Source organism: Bacillus sp. NEAU-Y102 (assembly GCF_054788175.1).
The window spans coordinates 1,164,683-1,184,090 of record NZ_JBTWFK010000001.1; the positions used below are offsets into that span (position 1 = coordinate 1,164,683).

Sequence of the window (19,408 nt, forward strand, 5' to 3'; positions counted from 1 at the left end):
TGGATTAATTGATATATTAAGAAATAAAAAGGAGCAAAAATAATGGATACTTGTACAGATATTTTAATCGTTATCGATTTACAAAATGGAGTATGTTATAGCGGAGAGCATTTATTTGATTTACAGAACTTACTAACAAAAGTAAATCAAAGAATTTCTTCATACAGAAAATTAAATAAACCAATCCTTTTTGTTCAACATTGTGATGATGATTTAGTACCCGAGAAAGAAAATTGGGCTATTCATACCGATCTAGATGTTCAAGAACAAGATTTTTTTGTAAGAAAAACACATGCAAATTCATTTTATAAAACAAACTTAAAAGAAATTTTAGATCAATTATCTGTAAAGCGCATTGAATTTTGTGGTGCCCAAACAGAGTACTGTATGGATGCTACGATTAAGTTTGCCCACGGACTGGGATACGAAAACTTTATGGCACAGAAAACAACCTCTACGTTGAAGAATCCTTTTATGTCCGCAAAAGAGACGATTGATTTTTACGAGAACATATGGAATCACAGGTTTTTAACGTTGCTAAAAGATGAATTTTAGAATAAATGACTAATGACTTGATTATCCTAAGATTTATCAGCTGTAATCAAATATTTCGTTATCATCATAAAGAAGCGAATTACATTCAGCTTCTTTTCTTTTAAACTGTTTTATATTCTATATATATCATTACAATTCCTTTGTCATATTATTTTAAAAATTTTGTATATTCATTTGAAAGAATAAGAAAATCATGATAAAATTGTGTTACAAATATATCTATATCTTTCAATTTTTAAAACGCATCGAAATTTTCACCCAAAAATTTTATTTTACAAAAACGTGCTAATTTACCTATTTTATTTACATCAGGGTCTCTTTTCTTACAATTTCTTTACTTTAGGACTTTTTTTCTGCAACAACTATTTTCTTTTCTTTAAATTTTTGGTATGTATAGTATGGTATAATAGCTCACACGGAGGTGGAAAAGAACATGTTAGAAACCTTTCAAAAAGAATTAGAACTATATGAAAGTAATGCAGAATTATTAAAAGTACTAGCTCATCCTGTTCGTTTATGTATCGTAAAAGGATTAATTGAGCGCGGTCCAAGCAACGTTTCTACAATGTATACTGGCTTAAACATGCCACAATCTACAATTTCACAGCATTTAGCAAAATTAAAAAGCGCTAAAATCGTTTCTAGTGAAAGAAAAGGATTGGAAATTTATTACAAAGTAGAGAACGAAACAATAATTCAACTCGTTCGCGTATTATTAGGTTAGGGACTAATAATCGAAGAAAAAGAACGTATTCTATATTTTTCATCTCATATCTTTAATATAAATATATATCATGAGAGGAAATATATAATACTACATAAGTCGTATTAAAAAACAAGACACAGTATATACTGTGTCTTGTTTTTTTATATTGTTACATACCGCTCCAAATGCAAATGTTGCATATCTTTTGTATGTATAACAACATCAAACGCACTCCCTACTCCTCCATTCAAAATCATAGAACGAACTGCTCGATTTTTTTTTTGCGTTTCAGAAAAAGGATTCGTATCTTGATGGCTCGTAAGCTGTTCTAATATTCCTGCAGCTAACAAGAACTCAGATTGTTTCTTATGCCATACTGCACTCATTCCCTGCAGACTAAACATCTCAGTTAGCTCGTCCCAATGAATATGAGTAGTAAGATCCATTTCACCTGGATACGCTAGTGGGTTTCGTATTAGCTTATGCTGATAATACCCTCGCAAACTTCCTTCACGGTGTGCTGGATGCATCCATTCTTCTTTTGTGTATCCGTAATCAACTGTAATACATATACCTTTTTGAAACCATTTCGCAATTTCTTTTATATACTCCTCCATCACAATTGGTACTTCAAAACGTTGCCCTTCAGCAATATGAATATTATATTTCAATAAATATCGACCAATTCTTTTATCTAACGGCCTACATACTTCTGAAAGGTTTCCTTCCTCTGTATATGTAATACGTACTTCATACAACATACCATTTCTTTTCTCAATTATTTCAACAGGAAATGCATCAAACAACTCATTCGAAAAAAGAATTCCCTCGAAAGAATCTCCCATTTCACTATAGGAGGTATAGTACGATACATTAGAAAATGAGCCAAGTTGCTCCTGCTGTAATTTCCTATGAAAAGGGCTCACTTCAATCATTGAATAGTTTAAATCAATAAAGGTTTTTGGAGATAATTGCTTCCATTCTTGTAAAACATCATAGGCAAACTTTCCAGTTCCCCCACCAACCTCACAAATATTCGAAGCAACTTCACCATTTTCAACAAGACGAATAAAAAGTTTAGCAAAAGTTTTTGCAAAAACAGAGGATACATTGCTACTTGTAAAAAAATCCCCTTTTCTTCCAATCTTTTCACGTTCTTTCATATAATATCCATGACCTTCTGTATACAATACAAGGTTCATATACGTACTATATGAAATTGAATAATCCTTTTCTTTCCCCATCCATTCTCTTAAAATGAGCTCCATTCCCATAATGACTCCTTATTGTAAAAACGGATTATTTTCTTTTTCAAAGCCAATGCTTGTTTCTGGACCATGTCCACATAACACCGCTGTTTCATCTGGTAATACAAATAATTTCTCTTCAATACTTCCAATTAATTCAGCAAAACTTCCACCAGGCAAATCTGTTCTTCCAATGCTCATTTGGAACAATACATCTCCTGAGAATACAGCATTCGCCTCTTTACTATAATAAGAAATACTTCCTGGAGAATGTCCCGGCGTCTCAAAAATTTCAAAATTAAATGATCCAATTGTTAATGTACCTTCTGCATCAATAATATGATCCGCTGGTTTTGCTGTAATACTGCGGTTCATCATAAAAATTTGAGAGCCGTTTACAGTTGCATCTCCTAACCAATCTGCTTCTTCTTTATGTACGTATACAGGAATATAAAAAGCGTCTCTTACCGCATCAACAGCACCGATATGATCAAAGTGAGCATGTGTTAATAAAACCGCCAATGGTTTTAATTGTTCTTCTTGTAAATATGTAACGAGCTTTTCACCTTCATGACCAGGGTCAAAGATAATGCACTCTTTTTGATCGTTCATTAAAATATAAGCATTGGTTTGCAATGGGCCTAACGGCATTTGTATCCATTTCATATGAAATCTCCTCCAGTTATTAAACTTACTTTTAATGATACAACATTTCTTTCTCTGAGGAAAAGAAAGGATGCTATCTCGACAATCATTTTTAAAACATGTACAATATAAAAGAGTAAATATTCCAAAAACTCATAATAAGAAATGGGTAGACAGAGGAGGATATTGTATGGGCCTTGTTATTATTTTTACACTTGTCACTCTGTTAGCTGTATTTGCTACGCTTAGAACACTTCGTGAAAAAAACTTTTTCGCGAGCGGCTTTGCAATTGCAACTGTACTCGTTTTCGGATGGTTTACGATCATGACTGTTCTATATAACGGGTATCCACCAGCAGCTTAATTCGTTTACACTTTATTCTTCATCGAGATTTCACACAAAAAGAGGAAGGGTTCCCCCTTCCTCTTTTCATATTTCACATCTTATATCATCTTCGCTTCGTATTTGTGCTTTTTTACAAGCCAAGCTCCTCCGATAACACCTGCATCATTACCAAGTGTTGCAATAGCTAACTTCGTGCTCTTTACAGCACGTGAGAAAGCGTATTGCTCGAAATAGCGTTGAATTGGTTCTAATAGCGCATCTCCAGCTTTAGACACGCCTCCACCAATAACAATTTTCTCTGGGTTCAACGTACTAGAAAGGTTCGCTACAGCTAATCCTAAATAAGAAGCTACTTTTTCTACTACTTCGCCTGCTAATTCATCACCTTGTCCAAGTGCTTCAAAGACATCTTTTGATGTAATACGTCCTTCTTCAGCTAACATAGAACGCAACATGCTTTCTTTATTAGTCTCTTGTATTTTTTGCATAGCAACACGTACAATACCTGTTGCAGATGCTACTGTTTCTAAGCAACCAGACTTCCCGCAATTACATGGGAAAGCATTTTCTGTAACTACTGTAATATGTCCAATCTCACCAGCAGCACCACTCACGCCGTGTACAATCTCACCATTGGCGATTACACCACCACCAACGCCCGTACCAAGTGTCATGCAGATTAAATCTTTTGCACCTTCACCAGCACCTTTCCACATTTCACCAAGCGCTGCTAAGTTTGCATCATTATCAATAACAACAGGTAATCCTGTTTCTACTTCTAATAAATCTTTTAGCGGATAGTTTTTCCACCCTAAATTAACCGCTTCATAAATCATTCCAGATGCCACATGTACAGGGCCAGGAGCTCCCATACCAATACCAATTAACTTGCTCTTCAATTCGCCTAATTCTTCTAGCTTTTTATCAATTGCTTTCGCAACATCAAGTGTAATATGTTTTCCTTGCTCACCTGTATTCGTAGGGATTTCCCACTTATGTAAAATTTCACCGTATACATTAATAAATGCTAATTTAATCGTTGTACCACCAAGGTCAACACCAACTAACCATTTCTCTTCCATGTTGCTTACCTACCTTTATCTAATTCTTATTTAGCTCTTTTTGAATTTCTTGCTTCAATAAAAATAAAGCTGTTTGATAGTCTTGTGGATCGATTAGCTGTGATTGATTTAATTCACGCAATTCATCTTGCATTAATTGTAAATCTGCAATTCGATCTCCCGTATAAATAATCGTACCAAATTTCTTTAGCAATTGCTGAATATCATAAATAGATACCATTTCATCACCCTCTATGCTTGCTTACTATAAAAAATTATAATAAGAAAACGTTCACATATTTTATTATAATCAAGAAGAAAAAGTCTCGTCAATTTTTATTTGTCTAGACAAGCTCATTTATAAGCATTGTTCCTTTTTCTGTAATAATTTTTTCTATATTTTTATCAAATGGCTCTACCGGAATGTGTTTTACCATTTGAAAACCATACGCTAATGATAGCGTTTTCCCTTTATAATGCACGAGATAACGATCATAATAGCCACCGCCGTACCCAATTCGCTCTCCTCGTTCTGTATAAGCTACGCCCGGCACAATTTGAAGATCAATTCCATCCACATTCACTTCTTCCGTAAGCCCGGGAATCGGTTCACGTAAATTCATATACACCGTTTCTAATTGATCAAAATTATTAATTTGCCGGAAGGACATCGTTCTTGTTCCTTTATTACACTTAGGAACTACAACTTTCTTTCCTTCTTCCCAAGCTTTTTCAATAATAGGATATGTATTCACTTCATTTTCCATTGAAAGAGTAATTCCAATTGTTTTAGCTTCAACCCACTCTTTTTGCGCATACAGCAAAAATGCAATCTGTTCTGATAAAGTTGTATACTGTTCTTCTGATAAAGAATTCATGTGTTCTATTATTTGTTTACGCAAACGCACTTTCTCTTCTTTCACACATTTCCCCCCTACAGTGACACTTTTCTCTATGATGATAGTGTATCACTTTTAACATAGGAATCGAATAAAAAAAGAAACAGTAGGAAAATATTCCTACTGCTTACTTTGTTTCACGGTGTAACGTAGACTTCTTGTCACGCTTGCAATACTTTTTAAGCTCGATACGCTCAGCGTTGTTACGTTTATTTTTCTTTGAGATATAGTTACGATCTCCGCATTCTGTACATGCTAGAGTAATATTCACACGCATTCTTATTTCCCTCCAGTACTAATAACTTAAATCAGACTATACTATAATACCACTTTTAAAATAAAAATTCTACACCTTTTGATATTGTCTAATTTTTTCTATAAGATTTTTCATGTTTTCCCTTGCTATTACTGGGTTTCTAGCATGTGAATACACTAAAAATTTTGGTTGTTTTGTGTCAGAAACGATATAAGACCACTCTTTTTCAGTATATTTGAACTGTACTCCTTCAAATATACCTTCTCCCTTCCTTTCTATATCATCCAATAATTTCCTCATAATTTCCCCTTTTTCATTCCATGAACATACCACTTCATCATAAAGTAAATAGAGCGGCGGTGATTGCTCTACTATGCTGAGAAACGTTTTTCCTTGCAATGCTATTAGCTCGAATAATTTTCCAATTCGATATAAAATATCTCGCTTCCACCTTACTTGAAACGACTTTCTTTCATCCTGCGTATAAAATAGAAGATAACATTCTCCTAACTTCAAAGACATCGGGTAAATATTTCCTGTCGATTCGAGTAAGAAATCCGGAATATCTACCTCTTCCAAATCTGTACCCTGGTAAATATTACTATGTTTATCGTATAACTCGAAATGATTTCCTTGCTCAGAAAACATAAGAGCCATATTCGCTTTACTTGATTTCATCAAAGCTTTCACATGATCTTTTTGTTCGCTTGCATAAATCCATGTAACTGTACAACCAAGTCTTTGCAGAAAGAGCATAAGTAAATGTTGCAACGTATCATTTCTCTTATTAATAAGAAGATGAAACTTCTGCATCTGTATTTTCTCGATATCAATATGCTCCAATATAACTTCTATATACTCATTCATAGAAACATGAACCAGCTCATTACGCCCCATTTCTTTCTCATGTACGTAATAAAACAATTCGGACATATATACTTGTTCTATCTCTTTTTGCTGCTTATACGTTAACGGCATGCCAGCTTGACTGTATAACTTTATAACAATCTCATTCTCATTCTCCACTTGAATGAAAACACCACCTGCACATTGCAAATGATGAACACTATATTGAAAAAGTGACTCGTTCATTTCTTTACATTCCATCGTATGAATCCCTATACCATGAATAGCATGTAAAAATAAATTTTTATAAGAGGTTGTTTCTATATTTTCTTGACTTCCAATTAATATACTCTCTCCTTTTGTAAAAAGAGATCCATACGCCATCGCAATCTTCACGATAAACTGGGGAGTAATTTCAACATTCCCTCTTCCTACAATGCGGCTTTTTTGTAACCAACCTGCACTCATTTCACTCTCTTGAATACCAGCTGCTCCTACTATCGAATGACTATCAATGGCCTTATAAGGCCATAGTTTTCCTTTTTGCTTAATTACCGTGCTTCTCCCAATATGACAGTGATCCGCTACAACGCTTTTTTGAAACAGTGTAACGTCATCTTCAACTATTGTACGCTCTCCTATTGTCGTTTCTAATAGTTCACAATACTTCCCAATGTGGGCATTTGCAAAAACAATACTTTTTTGAAGATGAGAATAATTTGAAACGATACTATTTTTCCCAATAATAGAATATGGCTCAATTACAGCTCCTGTACCAATCTTTGCTCCTTCTCCAATAAAAGAGGGGCCATGAATTTTCGTCCCTTTGCCAATCGTCACCCCTTCTCCCATCCATACCATCGGTAATACTTCCGTATAAGGAATAGGTACTTGTAACTTTTTCGTTAACAAATCAAATTGTGCTTGTCGATATTGATTAAATGTGCCGATATCTAACCAATAACCTTCTGACAAATATGCGAATAACACATTTTTATTTGCCAATAACGGAAACACATCATGACTAAAATCAAAAAATTGCCTAGGCGGTATGTAAGAAAAGATTTCTGGCTCCATAATATATATGCCTGTATTCACAACATTAGAGACTACCTCATTCCAGCCCGGCTTTTCTATATATCGTGTAACCTCCTGGTCTTTATTCATTACAACCAATCCAAATGAGAGTGGATTTTCTACTTCTTTCACAAACATTGTTACTATTCTTTTCTTTTGTTCATGAAACCTAATTCCTTCTGATAATTGAAAGTCAGTTAATGCATCCCCACTTATCACAACAAATGTTTCATCTAAAAATTGTTCTGCTTGTTTAATACTCCCTGCTGTACCAAGCGGAGGAGAGTCTTCAAAATAATACAAGTTAACTCCCCATTTACTACCATCACCAAAATATTGCTTAATGGTCGTACTCATATATTGAACAGTAATTGCAATTTCACGAATACCATGCTGGCGTAATAACTCAATATTGTATTCTAAAACTGGTTTTTCTAATAACGGTAACATCGGCTTTGGAGTATTACATGTTAATGGTCTAAGGCGTCTTCCTTTTCCTCCAGCTAAAATAACCCCCTTCATATACTTCAGCCTCCACTTATATAATGTTCAGTAGCTCCATATACCATATGTATATTCTCTATCCCACATGAACTAGCAGCATAAACTTGATTAGTTAAACGAATCCTCATTTAAAAGACCCTATAATTAAATGTCCCACCTATAAAAACGTACGGTTCAAACTCAAAGAAAGCGCTTACTATTAATTGATAAATAATACTTATTAACGAACAACATATATACTAATTTTCCCATTACATTATGATACATCTTATCATCATAAACTAAAGGAAACAACGAGCTTTTTTTGTCATGTTTTGACTAAAAAAAGCAGGTGATTTCTCATCACCTGCTTTAATTCCTACTCATTCAATAAATAATGCTTTCCTTTTACTAAATAAAAGACATTTTCAGCAATATTTGTAATATGATCTGCTACACGCTCAATATATCTCGCCACAAATGATAATTGTGTAATTTGCGTAATTGCTTCTGGTTGTTCCGGAACTGAAGATATAAACTCACGAATTGATTTTCCATATATTTCATCAACAGAATCATCCATTTCAGCGATTTGTTTCGCAAAAGTTAAATTTTCTTGTTCATATGCTTCTAACGCTAAATGCAACATCTCATTTGCAATCGCAAACATTTCATCCAGGTTGTGCAAACTAACAGCCACTTCTTTTTCCCCAAGACGAATTGTAGCCTTTGCAATATTAACAGCATGATCTGCAATACGCTCTAAATCTGTCGCTGTTTTAATTGAAATAAAGATCCTTCTTAAGTCACTTGCTACAGGTTGCTGCTTCGTAATAAGCATAAGTGCAAGATCGTTTATTTCCTCTTCTAAATTATCCATGCGGTAATCACCATCAATGACCTCTAACGCTTTCTCTACATCCCTTGTATGCAGACCTTCCATAGCAATCAATAAAGCCGCATTTGCTAATTCTCCAAGCTCGATTACCTTTTGCTGTAACACTTTTAAATCACCTTGAAACTGTTCTCTTACCATTTTTTCTTCCCCCTCAATATTATGTGCCATTATATATAAAGTGAAACTTTAATCAACCCTCATCAATCGGGCTTTTACAGGCGGCCCGCCATCTAACTTCTTTGCTTTTGTTGAATTTTGAAATCCGGTCTTACTGCCCGCAAATAGCGGGATAAATCTCCTACATAGCCTCTTACACTTGTAATAAAACTTAAAATAAAGGAAGTATTACTTCCCTATTAAAGTGAGATAAAAATAAGAAATGCCCTCTGTTAAGAGGGCATTTTCTCTTAGCTTTGCGACGATATCAGCCAAAGCGACCTGTAATATAATCTTCTGTACGCTTATCTGAAGGAGTCGTAAATAATTTGTTTGTATCTGTATACTCCACAACTTCCCCGCTTAAGAAGAAAGCAGTTTTGTCTGAAATACGCGCTGCTTGTTGCATATTATGCGTTACGATAACAATACTAAAGTCTTTCTTTAACTCTTGAATTAATTCTTCTACTTTTAATGTTGAAATTGGATCTAATGCCGATGTTGGCTCATCCATTAAAATAACGTCTGGCTCAATAGCTAAGCAGCGTGCGATGCATAGACGCTGTTGCTGTCCACCAGATAAACCGTATGCATTATCGTGCAAACGATCTTTTAATTCATCCCAAATCGCTGCTCCACGTAAACTTTTTTCAACAATTTCATCTAATGTCTTTTTGTCACGAATACCATGGATTTTTGGACCGTATGCTACATTCTCATAAATAGATTTTGGAAATGGATTTGGCTTTTGGAACACCATTCCTACATGTGTTCTTAATTCTTCAACTGGATATGATTTATCAAATATATTGCGTTCTCTATATTCAATTACACCTGTAGTTCGAACGATCGGTACTAACTCTACCATGCGATTTAACGTTTTTAAGTACGTTGATTTACCACAGCCACTTGGACCGATAATGGCTGTAACTTCATTCTCATGAATACTTAAATTAATATCTTTTAAAGCATGGTCTTCCCCGTACCATAAATTTAAGTTTTTCGTATCAAATACTACTTTCTTTGGCGCAGTCTCGATTTTCTCTTCGTTTTTCACCTGTACATTTACTACTGTTGCTACCATTTGAATTCCCCTTTCATCCACTTCCAACTTATTTTCGATTTCGTAACCATAAAACAAATATATTGATAAATAGCAACAAACCTAACAAAACAATCATCCCAGCTGCTGCTACATACTGAAATTCTTCTTGTGGCCTACTCATCCAATTAAAAATTTGGATTGGTAAAACTGTAAATCTATCAAACATACTAAATGGAACATAATTCGCAAACGCAAGTGCCCCGATCACTAATAGTGGTGCTGCTTCTCCAATTGCTCTTGATATCGCTAACGTACAGCCCGTTATAATCCCTGGAAAAGCATATGGCAATACAATTTGATACATCGTTTGCCACTTCGTAGCACCTAATCCGTAAGAACCCTCTAATAATACACTTGGTACTGATCGGATTGCTTCTTGACTCGCCACAACAACTGTTGGTAAGACGAGTAAACTCATCGTCAGTGCTGCTGCAACTATACTCTCTCCTAAATGAAGAGCATATACAAAAATAGTTAAACCAAGCAATCCAAATACAACGGATGGTACTCCTGCTAACGTTTGATTATTAATCTCTACTATTTTTTTAAATAGAGATTCCTTCGCATATTGCTCTAAATAAAGAGCTGTTCCAACTCCAAATATAAAAGAAACAGGTATAACAATACTCATAAATAATATTGTCCCTGACAAAGCTGCAGCAATACCAGCTTCTTTCGGATTACGTGAAGCGAAATTTGTAAAGAAATCTATTGAAAGATAACTTATGCCTTTTTCAACAATTTGAAACAGTAACACAGACAAAATTACGATTGAAAATAAAATTGCTATATAAAATAACAATTTGTAAATTCGATCTTTTAAAAAGCGTGATGCCATGTTTTTTTGTATTTTATTATGATTCAACATTCGCATATTATGTCATCCTCCTAAAACGGCGCATAATAGACTGCGAAATGATGTTCATAATAAAAGTAAACATAAATAAAGTTGCACCTACAGCATACATGCTGTAATACGTAACCGTTCCATGCGGAGCATCACCTAAACTTACTTGCACAATATAGGCTGTTAACGTTTGAATAGAATGTGTCGGATCAAGCGATACATTTGGTGTGGATCCTGCTGCAATTACAACGATCATCGTTTCACCAATTGCACGAGAAGCCGCTAATATAATTGCTGCCATAATCCCTGTAAAAGCGGACGGAAACACCACTTGTTTTACCATTTCAAACCGCGTCGCTCCGAGTGCTAATGAAGCTTCTTTCGTCCCTTTCGCCACAGATCTCATCGCGTCTTCAGATAGAGATGCAACTGTAGGCATCATCATAAATCCGATAACGATTCCTGGACTAATCGCATTAAAAAACTGTAAATCTGGTATAATCCTTTGTAAAAGCGGTGTAACAATTGTTAATGCAAAAAAACCGTATACAATTGTCGGGATACCTGCTAATAGCTCTAACATCGGCTTTAATATTTTCCGTGCACTATTTGAAGCATATTCGCTTAAAAATACAGCACACGCTAAACCGATAGGAATTGCCACAAACATAGCAAGCGCTGTTACAAGGAACGTTCCACATATAAGTGGTACTATACCAAATTTAGGATCTTCAAAAAATGGTAACCATTCTTTCTCCGTCAAAAAGGAGTATAGTGATATTTTTTGAAAAAACATGATTGTTTCATTAGAGAGCGTAAAAACAATTCCAAGTGTCGTCACAATAGAAACGCTAGCAATTATTTTTAGTAATAAAGGTACTATTCGATTGATTCGCTGCGTTTTTTTTCTTTGCTTTTTATTTCTTTCAATCAAATGTTGTACAGAAAATGTAATTTGATTTTTGTCATTATGAGCCAAAGATGAAAACCCCTTTCCACCCTGACATTACCTTTTTATTTCTGTTAACATACGCAGCTGTTCATTGTATTTTTCTTTTCGCAATTTTACATAACCGACCTCTTCAGCGAGGTTACCAACATGCTGAATCATAAACTCAACATAGTTTGCTACATTCATTTTATTTCGGATAGATGCATTATTCACATAAGTAAGTAGCGGCCTAGATAACGGCTTATATTTACCTGATTGAATGGTCTCTTTCGTCGGAAATACACCATTTACTTTTATTGCTTTCACCTTATCTCGATTAGCCATATAATAAGCATATCCTACAAAAGCAATGGCATGTTTATCATTCATTACCCCTTGCATAATAACTTGATCGTCTTCAGACAAAGAGACTTTTTTTACAATGCGATGATTTTGTAAGATGACATTTTGAAAATAATCATACGTACCAGAGTCTACGCCTGGTGCATAAAAGTTCACTTGTTCACGTGGCCATGTTGAATGAATTTGTGACCATCGCTTCTCACTTCCATCTTCACTCCACAGTAGACGTAACTCGTCTACTGACATATCGTCTACCCATGTATTGTGCCAATTCACAACAATTGTAAGACCATCTTTAGCCACCTCAAAAGGTGTGAATTGAATAGAATTTTTCTTCATTTCATTTTTCTCGACTTGTTTCATTACTCTCGAAGCATTATTTATATCTACTTCTCCTTTACCGAAACGATTAAATCCTCCCCCAGTTCCAGAAATACTGATGGAAATTTTCACGTCTGGATGCACCTTTGTATATTCCTCCGCTACTGCTTCTATAATAGGAAAAACCGTTGAGGATCCATCAACTCTCACTTCTCCCGTATCATTTAAAGCAAATGCAGTAGACATTTCAAAACAGAGGAACCATATTGATAGTACGAAAATTTTAATCGGTGTACGCATCCATTTCACGTGTTCTTCCTCCTAGAAGTAACCGGAAATAACAGGATTACAGATATAAGAATACTGCTAAACTATTAATTCGGTTTTAATTGTTTGTAAAAGTTTTGTAAAGTTCCACAAAGATCAACATACGATACAATTTTAATCAGTAGTAGCTATTCATTTTCTCTGATGATTTCCCTATAAAACAGTTATCCCCTATCTCATCATATACAAGTATCATTTATACGGCCGCGTGTTTTTCAGTGTTGTATACTTGTCCACATTTATTACACGATATGCATAAACCATAAAAAAAAGCACACTATCTTTTCAGATAGTGTGCTTTTTTACAATTTTTTTATTCATCATCTTGATCTTTATTTTTATTGTCTTTGTCATCTTTTGGAGTTTCACCATTTACTTCTTTGTTTTTCAAATCAAAGTAAGCGTCCATAATTTCACGACCAATATATCCATTAATACCAGTCTTATCATCATGTACCCACGGAACGACAACAGAGAATGCTACTTCTGGATCTTCAAGTGGCGCATAACCTACTAATGTTAGGTTATATGTTTCCACACGTTCACCGTTTGCCTTTCTACCAATCTCTTTATCTCCGCCATACACAGTTTGCGCGGTACCTGTCTTCCCTGCCGCTTTATATTTTGCACCTGTAAAGTATTTTGTAGCTGTACCACCTGAATCATTATACACTTGTCTAAATCCTTCTTGAACACGTTTAATTTGCGATTCTGGCATATCAACACGATTTAATACTTTCGGTTCCATAGATTGAACAACTTTCCCAACTTCATCTGGTTTCACTGCTGGTTGACGAATTTCTTTTACAACTTGTGGTTGCATACGATATCCGCCATTGGCAATCGTCGAAATATATTGCGCTAATTGAAGCGGTGTATACGTATCATACTGTCCAATTGATAAATCTAGTAAGAAACCTGGTTGACTACTTCTACCCATCTGACCAGCAGATTCATTGGGTAAATCAATTCCTGTTTTTACACCCAGTCCAAACTGTCCGAAATAATAACGCATCGTATCAAATGCTTTTTGAGGTATATCTAACGTACCACCTCTCACATATTGAACACCGGCGATATTCATCGCTGTTTTAAACATATAAACGTTAGAAGACATTTTTAAAGCTGTAAGGTCATTAATGTATCCCATCGTTTTCCAAGACGATTTCGTAGGTGTACCTTTTAATTTAATTGGTTCATCCAATTGCACCGACCCTGGTTGAATCGCACCAGTTTGATATCCAGTAAGTACTGTTGCACCTTTTACAGTTGACCCCATCGGATAAGAACTTGTCATGGTACCTAATGCAAAGTCATTTACTTTCGTTTGACCATCTTCGTTAACTAATTGTTTCCCCGCCATAGATAAAACTTCACCATTTTTTGGATTCATCATTACAACGAATGCGCGATCTAAAAGAGGTTCGCTTCCTTTAAATCTCATTAAATTCTTCGCAAGAATATCTTCCACACGCTTTTGTAATTCCATATCAATTGTTAAGTTCAAGTCATTACCACTTTGTCCTTTTGATACATTAATCGTTTCTAAAATATTACCGTTTTTATCTGTAACATTTCTAACTTCTGCTTTCGTACCGTGCAGGCTATCTTCATACTGTTGTTCAAGATAACTTTTTCCTACTCGGTCATTTCGATTATAATCACGAACAAGATAGTAATCTAGTCTTTCTCTCGGTAAGCCTTCATCAGATGTCGACACCCCACCAAGTACACTTCGGAATAAATCATCGTACGTATATTTTCGATCCCAATCAACATTCGTATCTACACCTGGTAATGCTGCTAGGTTTTCACTAATAATCGAATATTCCTTTTCTGTAGCATCCTTTTTAATAACTTGAGGTGTCATTGCATATCCGCCGTCCATCTTACTTTTAATCGCTAATATTTCTAGATCTTTTGCGGATAATTGATTAATCTCTTCTTCTGTTACACGACTTCGCTGACGCTCGTCTAATTCTTTATCATCAATTTTTTTATCTTTAAACTCTTGGCGATCTTTATTCGTAATTTTTTCTTTAGCTTCCTCTTTATGCATAGCAAGCCAATAATCTTTTTTATCGCGATCTGTTAATTTATCTGTCGGTACTTCAATCAAATCTGCTAGCTTTTTCGCTGTTTCTAAGCGATCCTCTGCCGTTGATCCTTTCATTTTTGTAAATGTAATAGTACGAATGGCTGCATTATCTACTACAGGTCGCCCATAACGGTCAAATATTTTCCCACGCGGTACAGGATTACTTATCGTTGAGTTTTCTTTCTTCTCCACTTCATTCTTATATTCTTCACCGCGAACAATTTGTACATATCCGAGCCTTACAATAACCGCGGAGAACATTAAAAACACGCAGAAAAACAGCACGTTTAACCGAAAAGGAACGTGGGTCTTTTTCTTATTTTGCTTCTGCTTCTTGCTCATACAAACCCCCTCTACCAACAGCTATGTAATGTGAAAGGGACACCTTCATATAGGTGTCCTCACTGCTGTTTTACATCTTTTTCTATTCTAGCATAAAACAAACGAGAAGTTAACCTTCTGGTTCAGTTTGATTCTGCGTAGTTCCTTGCGTTACAACACTTGTTTTATCTGCATTTTCCCCATCATATTTGACATTTTTAACTGCAAAATAAATAAGAAAATGTCCAGCACCTAAAATACATAATAAGTAAGGTAAACTTTTTTCAGGTGGAAAGAATAGTACAGCACATAAAAAACTTAAAATGGAACAGATTCTTCCGGCATTTAACCATAACTCCCGGACAACGACATATTCCACACGCCATTCTCTCGCATTTTTAGCTCTACCAATTACGTCATATGTCATTGACCCGTATGGAACAAGTAAAATAGGATATGCAACCGCAATACATGCCGCATAAATAAGTAATTTCGTGTATGTAACATTGAAAATAACTAAAAAGACGACAGCATATAAAATAATGCCCCCAAGTAAAATTGCTTTTTTTCGCCACTCTTTCTTTAACATGCGAGCGACCAAGTAATAACATACAAAGGATACAGCAGAGTTCACTAAACTATATTTCCCTAATGCGAACTCACTATTAGTTGCTAAATACACATATACTGAAATGACAAAAATAAACGTTCCTTCTCTCAATCCTTGGAAAAAATGAGCTCGTGTAATCTTTCCCCAATTTTTATCAACTCTTCGTTCTTTCAATACTTGCACAATTTCATAACGCCCTTCACATTCTCTTTTAGATAAAAAGAAACTTAAGACGACAGCAATTGCAAATAAAACTAATGAAAGAAAGAATATAACAGTATAACCACTCCATTTCTCCATGCGTGAAATTGTGTATCCTGCTGCTATTGGTCCAATCATCCCAGAGAAAGATGTAAGAAGTCCAAGAAATCCATTAAAGAAATCTCTTGTTTCTGGTTCTGTAATTTCAAATGTCAATAAGTTAAAAGCCAACCAGTAAAAACCGTATCCTACTCCTAAAAGAGCCCCCATTAATAAAATATACTGAGAAGCACTTTTTCCAGCCACTAAAACAACGATAAAAAAAATTGCGAGCGTTCCTACTCCTATTCGTAATAAAATCGAGCGATCGATACGTTTCGCTAATTTCCCCCCTACAAGAAATGTGAGAGGCTGTAATACAACGCTGGCCAAATTATACAAGCCAAGATTCACATAATTTTGTGTTTGCTTCCATAAATAAATATTTACAAACGTATTCGATAAAGAAATTGCGAGCGTGTATAAACCTCCTATAAGGAGCAATAACACTAAATCCCGATTCACTTCAACGTCACCAATTATATGTTTCCACTTCATACACAACTCTCCTTTACTTCATGTTCTAGTCTTCCAAAGACAAGCCCAATTATGTAAAAGGAAAGCATAGAAAAAAGCTAGGGGCTCTCCCCTAGCTTTTTCTATATTTATTACGATTATTTTGCTTGTTGGTAACGTTTTTCAGCAGCGTTCCAATCTACAACGTTCCAAAATGCGCCGATGTAGTCTGGACGACGGTTTTGGTAGTTTAAGTAGTAAGCGTGCTCCCAAACATCTAAACCGATAACTGGAGTTTTACCTTCAGTTAAAGGAGAATCTTGGTTTGGAGTGCTTGTTACTTCTAACTCACCATTGTTTACTACTAACCAAGCCCAACCAGAACCGAAGCGAGTTGCGCCAGCTTTTGCGAATTCTTCTTTGAATGCATCGAAGCTACCGAATTTCGCTTCAATTGCAGTTGCAAGTTCACCTACAGGTTGTCCTCCGCCGTTTGGAGATAAGATTGTCCAGAAGAATGTATGGTTAGCATGTCCGCCACCATTGTTACGTACTGCTGTACGGATCGCTTCTGGTACTTCGTTTAAGTTTGCAACTAATTCTTCTACGCTTTTGTCAGCTAATTCTGCATGACCTTCTAAAGCAGCGTTTAAGTTTGTAATATACGTGTTGTGATGTTTTGTATGATGGATGTTCATTGTTTCTTTGTCAAAGTGAGGCTCTAAAGCATCATACGCATAAGGTAAATTTGGTAATTCGTGTTTTGCCATTGTTATATTCCTCCCAGTTTATGTATTGCCACTTAAGTGACATACAACTTCATTCTACCCTAATTGCCATAGGGTGCAAACAAATAAATCACATTGTCTTGCTATCATTAAAGTAGCAAAATTCCCACTTCTTTTCAATTAAAATGCTCATATATTCCGTAAAAAAAGCTTCCTTCTACAAGGAAGCTTCCTGCTAACATAATAAACATGCGAAATGGATATGGACCCTGTAGGACTCGAACCTACGACCGGACGGTTATGAGCCGTCTGCTCTAACCAGCTGAGCTAAGGGTCCACAATTATGTATGTAACAACATATCAAATAAAGGAATTCCTATCGGATATGCCCTTTAAGAAAGGTAAGATAAATTTACCATATAGAAAAGAAAAGTGTCAATTGTATTTTTCTTATTTAAAAGAAGAAAGTTAATAAAAAGAAATTTAGTTATCTCCACTATATGTAAATATAATATATCTTGAGATTCTCTAGATTCCTACGTTACAATGATTTTATACATACATAAAGGAAGTGAATCTATGTCCATATTTACCCAATTCGTAAAAAGCATATACTCGCCTAAAGATATGGCGCTATTCCGTTTTCAAAAAATCGGTAAAACCATTTTGTATATTATGCTACTTTGCTTAATTACTACTATTCCAAGAACTTTTTTGTACGGTAGTTTTATCCAAGATGGTGTAGGCATGGTAAATCAAGTCATCGATAAAGATTTACCTGACTTTAAGATTGAAAATGGCGAACTAAAAGCCGATATTGATCAACCCATTGAAAAAGAAGAAGGAAATGCACTTTTCGTATTTGATCCAAATTCAACAGACCTAGAAAAATATCAAAATAAAACAGGTTTATTTGTTTTAAAAGATAAAGTAGTCTCTATGGGAAATGGTCAAACACAAACGTATTCTTATAACGATTTGTTAGGTGCATCTCTTGAGAAAAAAGATTTACAAGAATTTATTTCTTTATTCGATAATATTTATCCAATTTTATTATTCGTTATCGGATTCTTAGTGTACCTATTCCAATTATTCATCACTTTTGTAGGCGTGACTTTACTTGCGTTCATCGGTTCTGCTATGAGCGGTCAACGTAAACTATCCTATAAACAAGTTTGGACACTAACTGCATACAGCTACACAATCCCAACCATTTTCTTCATGATTATGGATTTATTCAAAATCGTCGTACCTGGGGCAACATTCATTTATATCGCTGTTGTTTTAATCGTTCTATACTTAACGATTAAAGAGGTACCCCAACCGAAAGAAAAATAAAAAAATGCCTAAATAGGCATTTTTTTTTTGGACAAGCATATATTCCTAGCAAAGGAGTGAAGAATATGAAGAGGTTAGGTATATTCCTATTCGTGCTTGTTCTCGGTTATGTATTTTATTACGATATAAAAATCGGTACTTTACCGATGTTAAGTTCATATAAAAAAACAACCGCTGCCCAAACGATTAAAAAAGAGAACGCAGACAACCAACAAAATAAAGAGAATAAAACAGAAAAAGAAACGGATACATCTTATAAAACAATTGAAGTAAAAACTGGTGAGACAGTTCTTTCTATTACAGAACAAATTAACAAGAAAAAAATTCCTTCCATAGAAAAAGTCATTGACGACTTTAAACTATTAAACAAAAGTACATCTGCTACAAAAATCCAAATTGGAAAGTCTTATAAATTCCCGTTATATCAATAAGCTATCACTTAATCCTTGTCAATTACATAAAGGCGCTGATACAATAGTAAAAGTGAA

General features: G+C 35.0%; 20 protein-coding genes and 1 tRNA gene. 5 read left to right on the forward strand and 16 right to left on the reverse strand.

Annotated elements, in window-relative coordinates; all coding sequences use genetic code 11:
- The first annotated feature begins 42 nt into the window (after positions 1–42).
- Together ACYFX0_RS05865 and ACYFX0_RS05870 are read left to right on the forward strand one after the other, a co-directional pair.
- Entirely contained in the window at positions 43–555 is a 513-nt protein-coding gene (locus ACYFX0_RS05865; RefSeq protein ID WP_000379186.1) for a cysteine hydrolase family protein, read from the forward strand.
- A gap of 433 nt (positions 556–988) precedes the next feature.
- The gene (locus ACYFX0_RS05870; protein WP_000894377.1) at positions 989–1,279 is read left to right on the forward strand and encodes an ArsR/SmtB family transcription factor; all 291 of its coding nucleotides are present in this window, start codon (positions 989–991) and stop codon (positions 1,277–1,279) included.
- A 143-nt stretch (positions 1,280–1,422) separates the two neighbouring features.
- Here the strand turns inward: ACYFX0_RS05870 and ACYFX0_RS05875 are convergent, their stop codons facing one another.
- Positions 1,423–2,535 carry a class I SAM-dependent methyltransferase gene (locus ACYFX0_RS05875; RefSeq protein ID WP_000525135.1) on the reverse strand — a complete coding sequence of 371 codons (1,113 nt, stop codon included), beginning with the start codon at positions 2,533–2,535 and terminating at the stop codon, positions 1,423–1,425.
- A gap of 9 nt (positions 2,536–2,544) precedes the next feature.
- A complete protein-coding gene (locus ACYFX0_RS05880) occupies positions 2,545–3,174 on the reverse strand; it encodes an MBL fold metallo-hydrolase (protein ID WP_000871230.1) in 630 nt (209 codons plus the stop codon).
- 169 nt (positions 3,175–3,343) lie between these two features.
- On the opposite strand from ACYFX0_RS05880, the gene ACYFX0_RS05885 reads away from it, so the two are divergent.
- Positions 3,344–3,517: a DUF2759 domain-containing protein gene (locus tag ACYFX0_RS05885; protein WP_000524852.1), complete on the forward strand. Its 174-nt coding sequence runs from the start codon at positions 3,344–3,346 to the stop codon at positions 3,515–3,517.
- 80 nt (positions 3,518–3,597) lie between these two features.
- Here ACYFX0_RS05885 and glcK read toward each other — a convergent pair whose 3' ends face one another.
- The 14 genes from glcK to ACYFX0_RS05955 all read right to left on the reverse strand — a co-directional run bounded on the left by glcK (position 3,598) and on the right by ACYFX0_RS05955 (position 17,919).
- Positions 3,598–4,581 carry a glucokinase gene (gene glcK / locus ACYFX0_RS05890; RefSeq protein ID WP_000391701.1) on the reverse strand — a complete coding sequence of 328 codons (984 nt, stop codon included), beginning with the start codon at positions 4,579–4,581 and terminating at the stop codon, positions 3,598–3,600.
- A gap of 19 nt (positions 4,582–4,600) precedes the next feature.
- Positions 4,601–4,801, reverse strand: a complete 201-nt coding sequence (locus ACYFX0_RS05895; RefSeq protein WP_000253699.1) for a YqgQ family protein — start codon at positions 4,799–4,801, stop codon at positions 4,601–4,603.
- A 103-nt stretch (positions 4,802–4,904) separates the two neighbouring features.
- The gene (locus ACYFX0_RS05900; RefSeq protein ID WP_000656859.1) at positions 4,905–5,483 is read right to left on the reverse strand and encodes a 5-formyltetrahydrofolate cyclo-ligase; all 579 of its coding nucleotides are present in this window, start codon (positions 5,481–5,483) and stop codon (positions 4,905–4,907) included.
- Positions 5,484–5,586: 103 nt separating this feature from the next.
- Positions 5,587–5,736, reverse strand: coding sequence for a 50S ribosomal protein L33 (gene rpmG, locus ACYFX0_RS05905; RefSeq protein WP_001265616.1), 150 nt, complete (start codon positions 5,734–5,736; stop codon positions 5,587–5,589).
- 69 nt (positions 5,737–5,805) lie between these two features.
- On the reverse strand, positions 5,806–8,160 hold the full coding sequence (locus tag ACYFX0_RS05910; RefSeq protein WP_000679330.1) for a sugar phosphate nucleotidyltransferase: 2,355 nt from the start codon (positions 8,158–8,160) through the stop codon (positions 5,806–5,808).
- Positions 8,161–8,500: 340 nt separating this feature from the next.
- On the reverse strand, positions 8,501–9,157 hold the full coding sequence (gene phoU / locus ACYFX0_RS05915; protein ID WP_000251245.1) for a phosphate signaling complex protein PhoU: 657 nt from the start codon (positions 9,155–9,157) through the stop codon (positions 8,501–8,503).
- A 286-nt stretch (positions 9,158–9,443) separates the two neighbouring features.
- Positions 9,444–10,259 carry a phosphate ABC transporter ATP-binding protein gene (pstB, locus tag ACYFX0_RS05920; RefSeq protein ID WP_000226681.1) on the reverse strand — a complete coding sequence of 272 codons (816 nt, stop codon included), beginning with the start codon at positions 10,257–10,259 and terminating at the stop codon, positions 9,444–9,446.
- Positions 10,260–10,287: 28 nt separating this feature from the next.
- Positions 10,288–11,154 carry a phosphate ABC transporter permease PstA gene (gene pstA, locus ACYFX0_RS05925; RefSeq protein WP_001242568.1) on the reverse strand — a complete coding sequence of 289 codons (867 nt, stop codon included), beginning with the start codon at positions 11,152–11,154 and terminating at the stop codon, positions 10,288–10,290.
- Between the two features lies 1 nt (position 11,155).
- Positions 11,156–12,106, reverse strand: a complete 951-nt coding sequence (pstC, locus tag ACYFX0_RS05930) for a phosphate ABC transporter permease subunit PstC (RefSeq protein ID WP_000940890.1) — start codon at positions 12,104–12,106, stop codon at positions 11,156–11,158.
- Positions 12,107–12,133: 27 nt separating this feature from the next.
- Positions 12,134–13,051: a PstS family phosphate ABC transporter substrate-binding protein gene (locus ACYFX0_RS05935; RefSeq protein ID WP_000871818.1), complete on the reverse strand. Its 918-nt coding sequence runs from the start codon at positions 13,049–13,051 to the stop codon at positions 12,134–12,136.
- A gap of 331 nt (positions 13,052–13,382) precedes the next feature.
- Positions 13,383–15,509 (reverse strand): peptidoglycan D,D-transpeptidase FtsI family protein, encoded by a 2,127-nt coding sequence (locus ACYFX0_RS05940; protein ID WP_000038980.1) that lies wholly within the window; start codon positions 15,507–15,509, stop codon positions 13,383–13,385.
- Positions 15,510–15,618: 109 nt separating this feature from the next.
- Entirely contained in the window at positions 15,619–16,896 is a 1,278-nt protein-coding gene (locus ACYFX0_RS05945; RefSeq protein WP_000871388.1) for an MFS transporter, read from the reverse strand.
- Between the two features lie 116 nt (positions 16,897–17,012).
- Positions 17,013–17,624 (reverse strand): superoxide dismutase [Mn], encoded by a 612-nt coding sequence (gene sodA / locus ACYFX0_RS05950; protein ID WP_001052032.1) that lies wholly within the window; start codon positions 17,622–17,624, stop codon positions 17,013–17,015.
- Positions 17,625–17,845: 221 nt separating this feature from the next.
- Positions 17,846–17,919 (reverse strand) — tRNA-Ile (locus ACYFX0_RS05955).
- A 242-nt stretch (positions 17,920–18,161) separates the two neighbouring features.
- Here ACYFX0_RS05955 and yqgB point away from each other — a divergent pair.
- Together yqgB and yqfZ are read left to right on the forward strand one after the other, a co-directional pair.
- Positions 18,162–18,920 (forward strand): protein YqgB, encoded by a 759-nt coding sequence (gene yqgB / locus ACYFX0_RS05960; RefSeq protein ID WP_000021895.1) that lies wholly within the window; start codon positions 18,162–18,164, stop codon positions 18,918–18,920.
- A 65-nt stretch (positions 18,921–18,985) separates the two neighbouring features.
- Positions 18,986–19,351: a protein YqfZ gene (gene yqfZ / locus ACYFX0_RS05965; RefSeq protein WP_000825419.1), complete on the forward strand. Its 366-nt coding sequence runs from the start codon at positions 18,986–18,988 to the stop codon at positions 19,349–19,351.
- Positions 19,352–19,408: the final 57 nt, after the last annotated feature.

What these genes read in the sequence shown, in the direction of transcription:
- ACYFX0_RS05865 (WP_000379186.1), top strand. Translation starts at nt 43, where the DNA reads ATGGATACTTGTACAGATATTTTAATCGTTATCGATTTACAAAATGGA.
- ACYFX0_RS05870 (WP_000894377.1), top strand. Translation starts at nt 989, where the DNA reads ATGTTAGAAACCTTTCAAAAAGAATTAGAACTATATGAAAGTAATGCA.
- ACYFX0_RS05875 (WP_000525135.1), bottom strand. Translation starts at nt 2,535, where the DNA reads ATGGGAATGGAGCTCATTTTAAGAGAATGGATGGGGAAAGAAAAGGAT.
- ACYFX0_RS05880 (WP_000871230.1), bottom strand. Translation starts at nt 3,174, where the DNA reads ATGAAATGGATACAAATGCCGTTAGGCCCATTGCAAACCAATGCTTAT.
- ACYFX0_RS05885 (WP_000524852.1), top strand. Translation starts at nt 3,344, where the DNA reads ATGGGCCTTGTTATTATTTTTACACTTGTCACTCTGTTAGCTGTATTT.
- glcK (WP_000391701.1), bottom strand. Translation starts at nt 4,581, where the DNA reads ATGGAAGAGAAATGGTTAGTTGGTGTTGACCTTGGTGGTACAACGATT.
- ACYFX0_RS05895 (WP_000253699.1), bottom strand. Translation starts at nt 4,801, where the DNA reads ATGGTATCTATTTATGATATTCAGCAATTGCTAAAGAAATTTGGTACG.
- rpmG (WP_001265616.1), bottom strand. Translation starts at nt 5,736, where the DNA reads ATGCGTGTGAATATTACTCTAGCATGTACAGAATGCGGAGATCGTAAC.
- ACYFX0_RS05910 (WP_000679330.1), bottom strand. Translation starts at nt 8,160, where the DNA reads ATGAAGGGGGTTATTTTAGCTGGAGGAAAAGGAAGACGCCTTAGACCA.
- phoU (WP_000251245.1), bottom strand. Translation starts at nt 9,157, where the DNA reads ATGGTAAGAGAACAGTTTCAAGGTGATTTAAAAGTGTTACAGCAAAAG.
- pstB (WP_000226681.1), bottom strand. Translation starts at nt 10,259, where the DNA reads ATGGTAGCAACAGTAGTAAATGTACAGGTGAAAAACGAAGAGAAAATC.
- pstA (WP_001242568.1), bottom strand. Translation starts at nt 11,154, where the DNA reads ATGCGAATGTTGAATCATAATAAAATACAAAAAAACATGGCATCACGC.
- ACYFX0_RS05940 (WP_000038980.1), bottom strand. Translation starts at nt 15,509, where the DNA reads ATGAGCAAGAAGCAGAAGCAAAATAAGAAAAAGACCCACGTTCCTTTT.
- ACYFX0_RS05945 (WP_000871388.1), bottom strand. Translation starts at nt 16,896, where the DNA reads ATGAAGTGGAAACATATAATTGGTGACGTTGAAGTGAATCGGGATTTA.
- sodA (WP_001052032.1), bottom strand. Translation starts at nt 17,624, where the DNA reads ATGGCAAAACACGAATTACCAAATTTACCTTATGCGTATGATGCTTTA.
- yqgB (WP_000021895.1), top strand. Translation starts at nt 18,162, where the DNA reads ATGTCCATATTTACCCAATTCGTAAAAAGCATATACTCGCCTAAAGAT.
- yqfZ (WP_000825419.1), top strand. Translation starts at nt 18,986, where the DNA reads ATGAAGAGGTTAGGTATATTCCTATTCGTGCTTGTTCTCGGTTATGTA.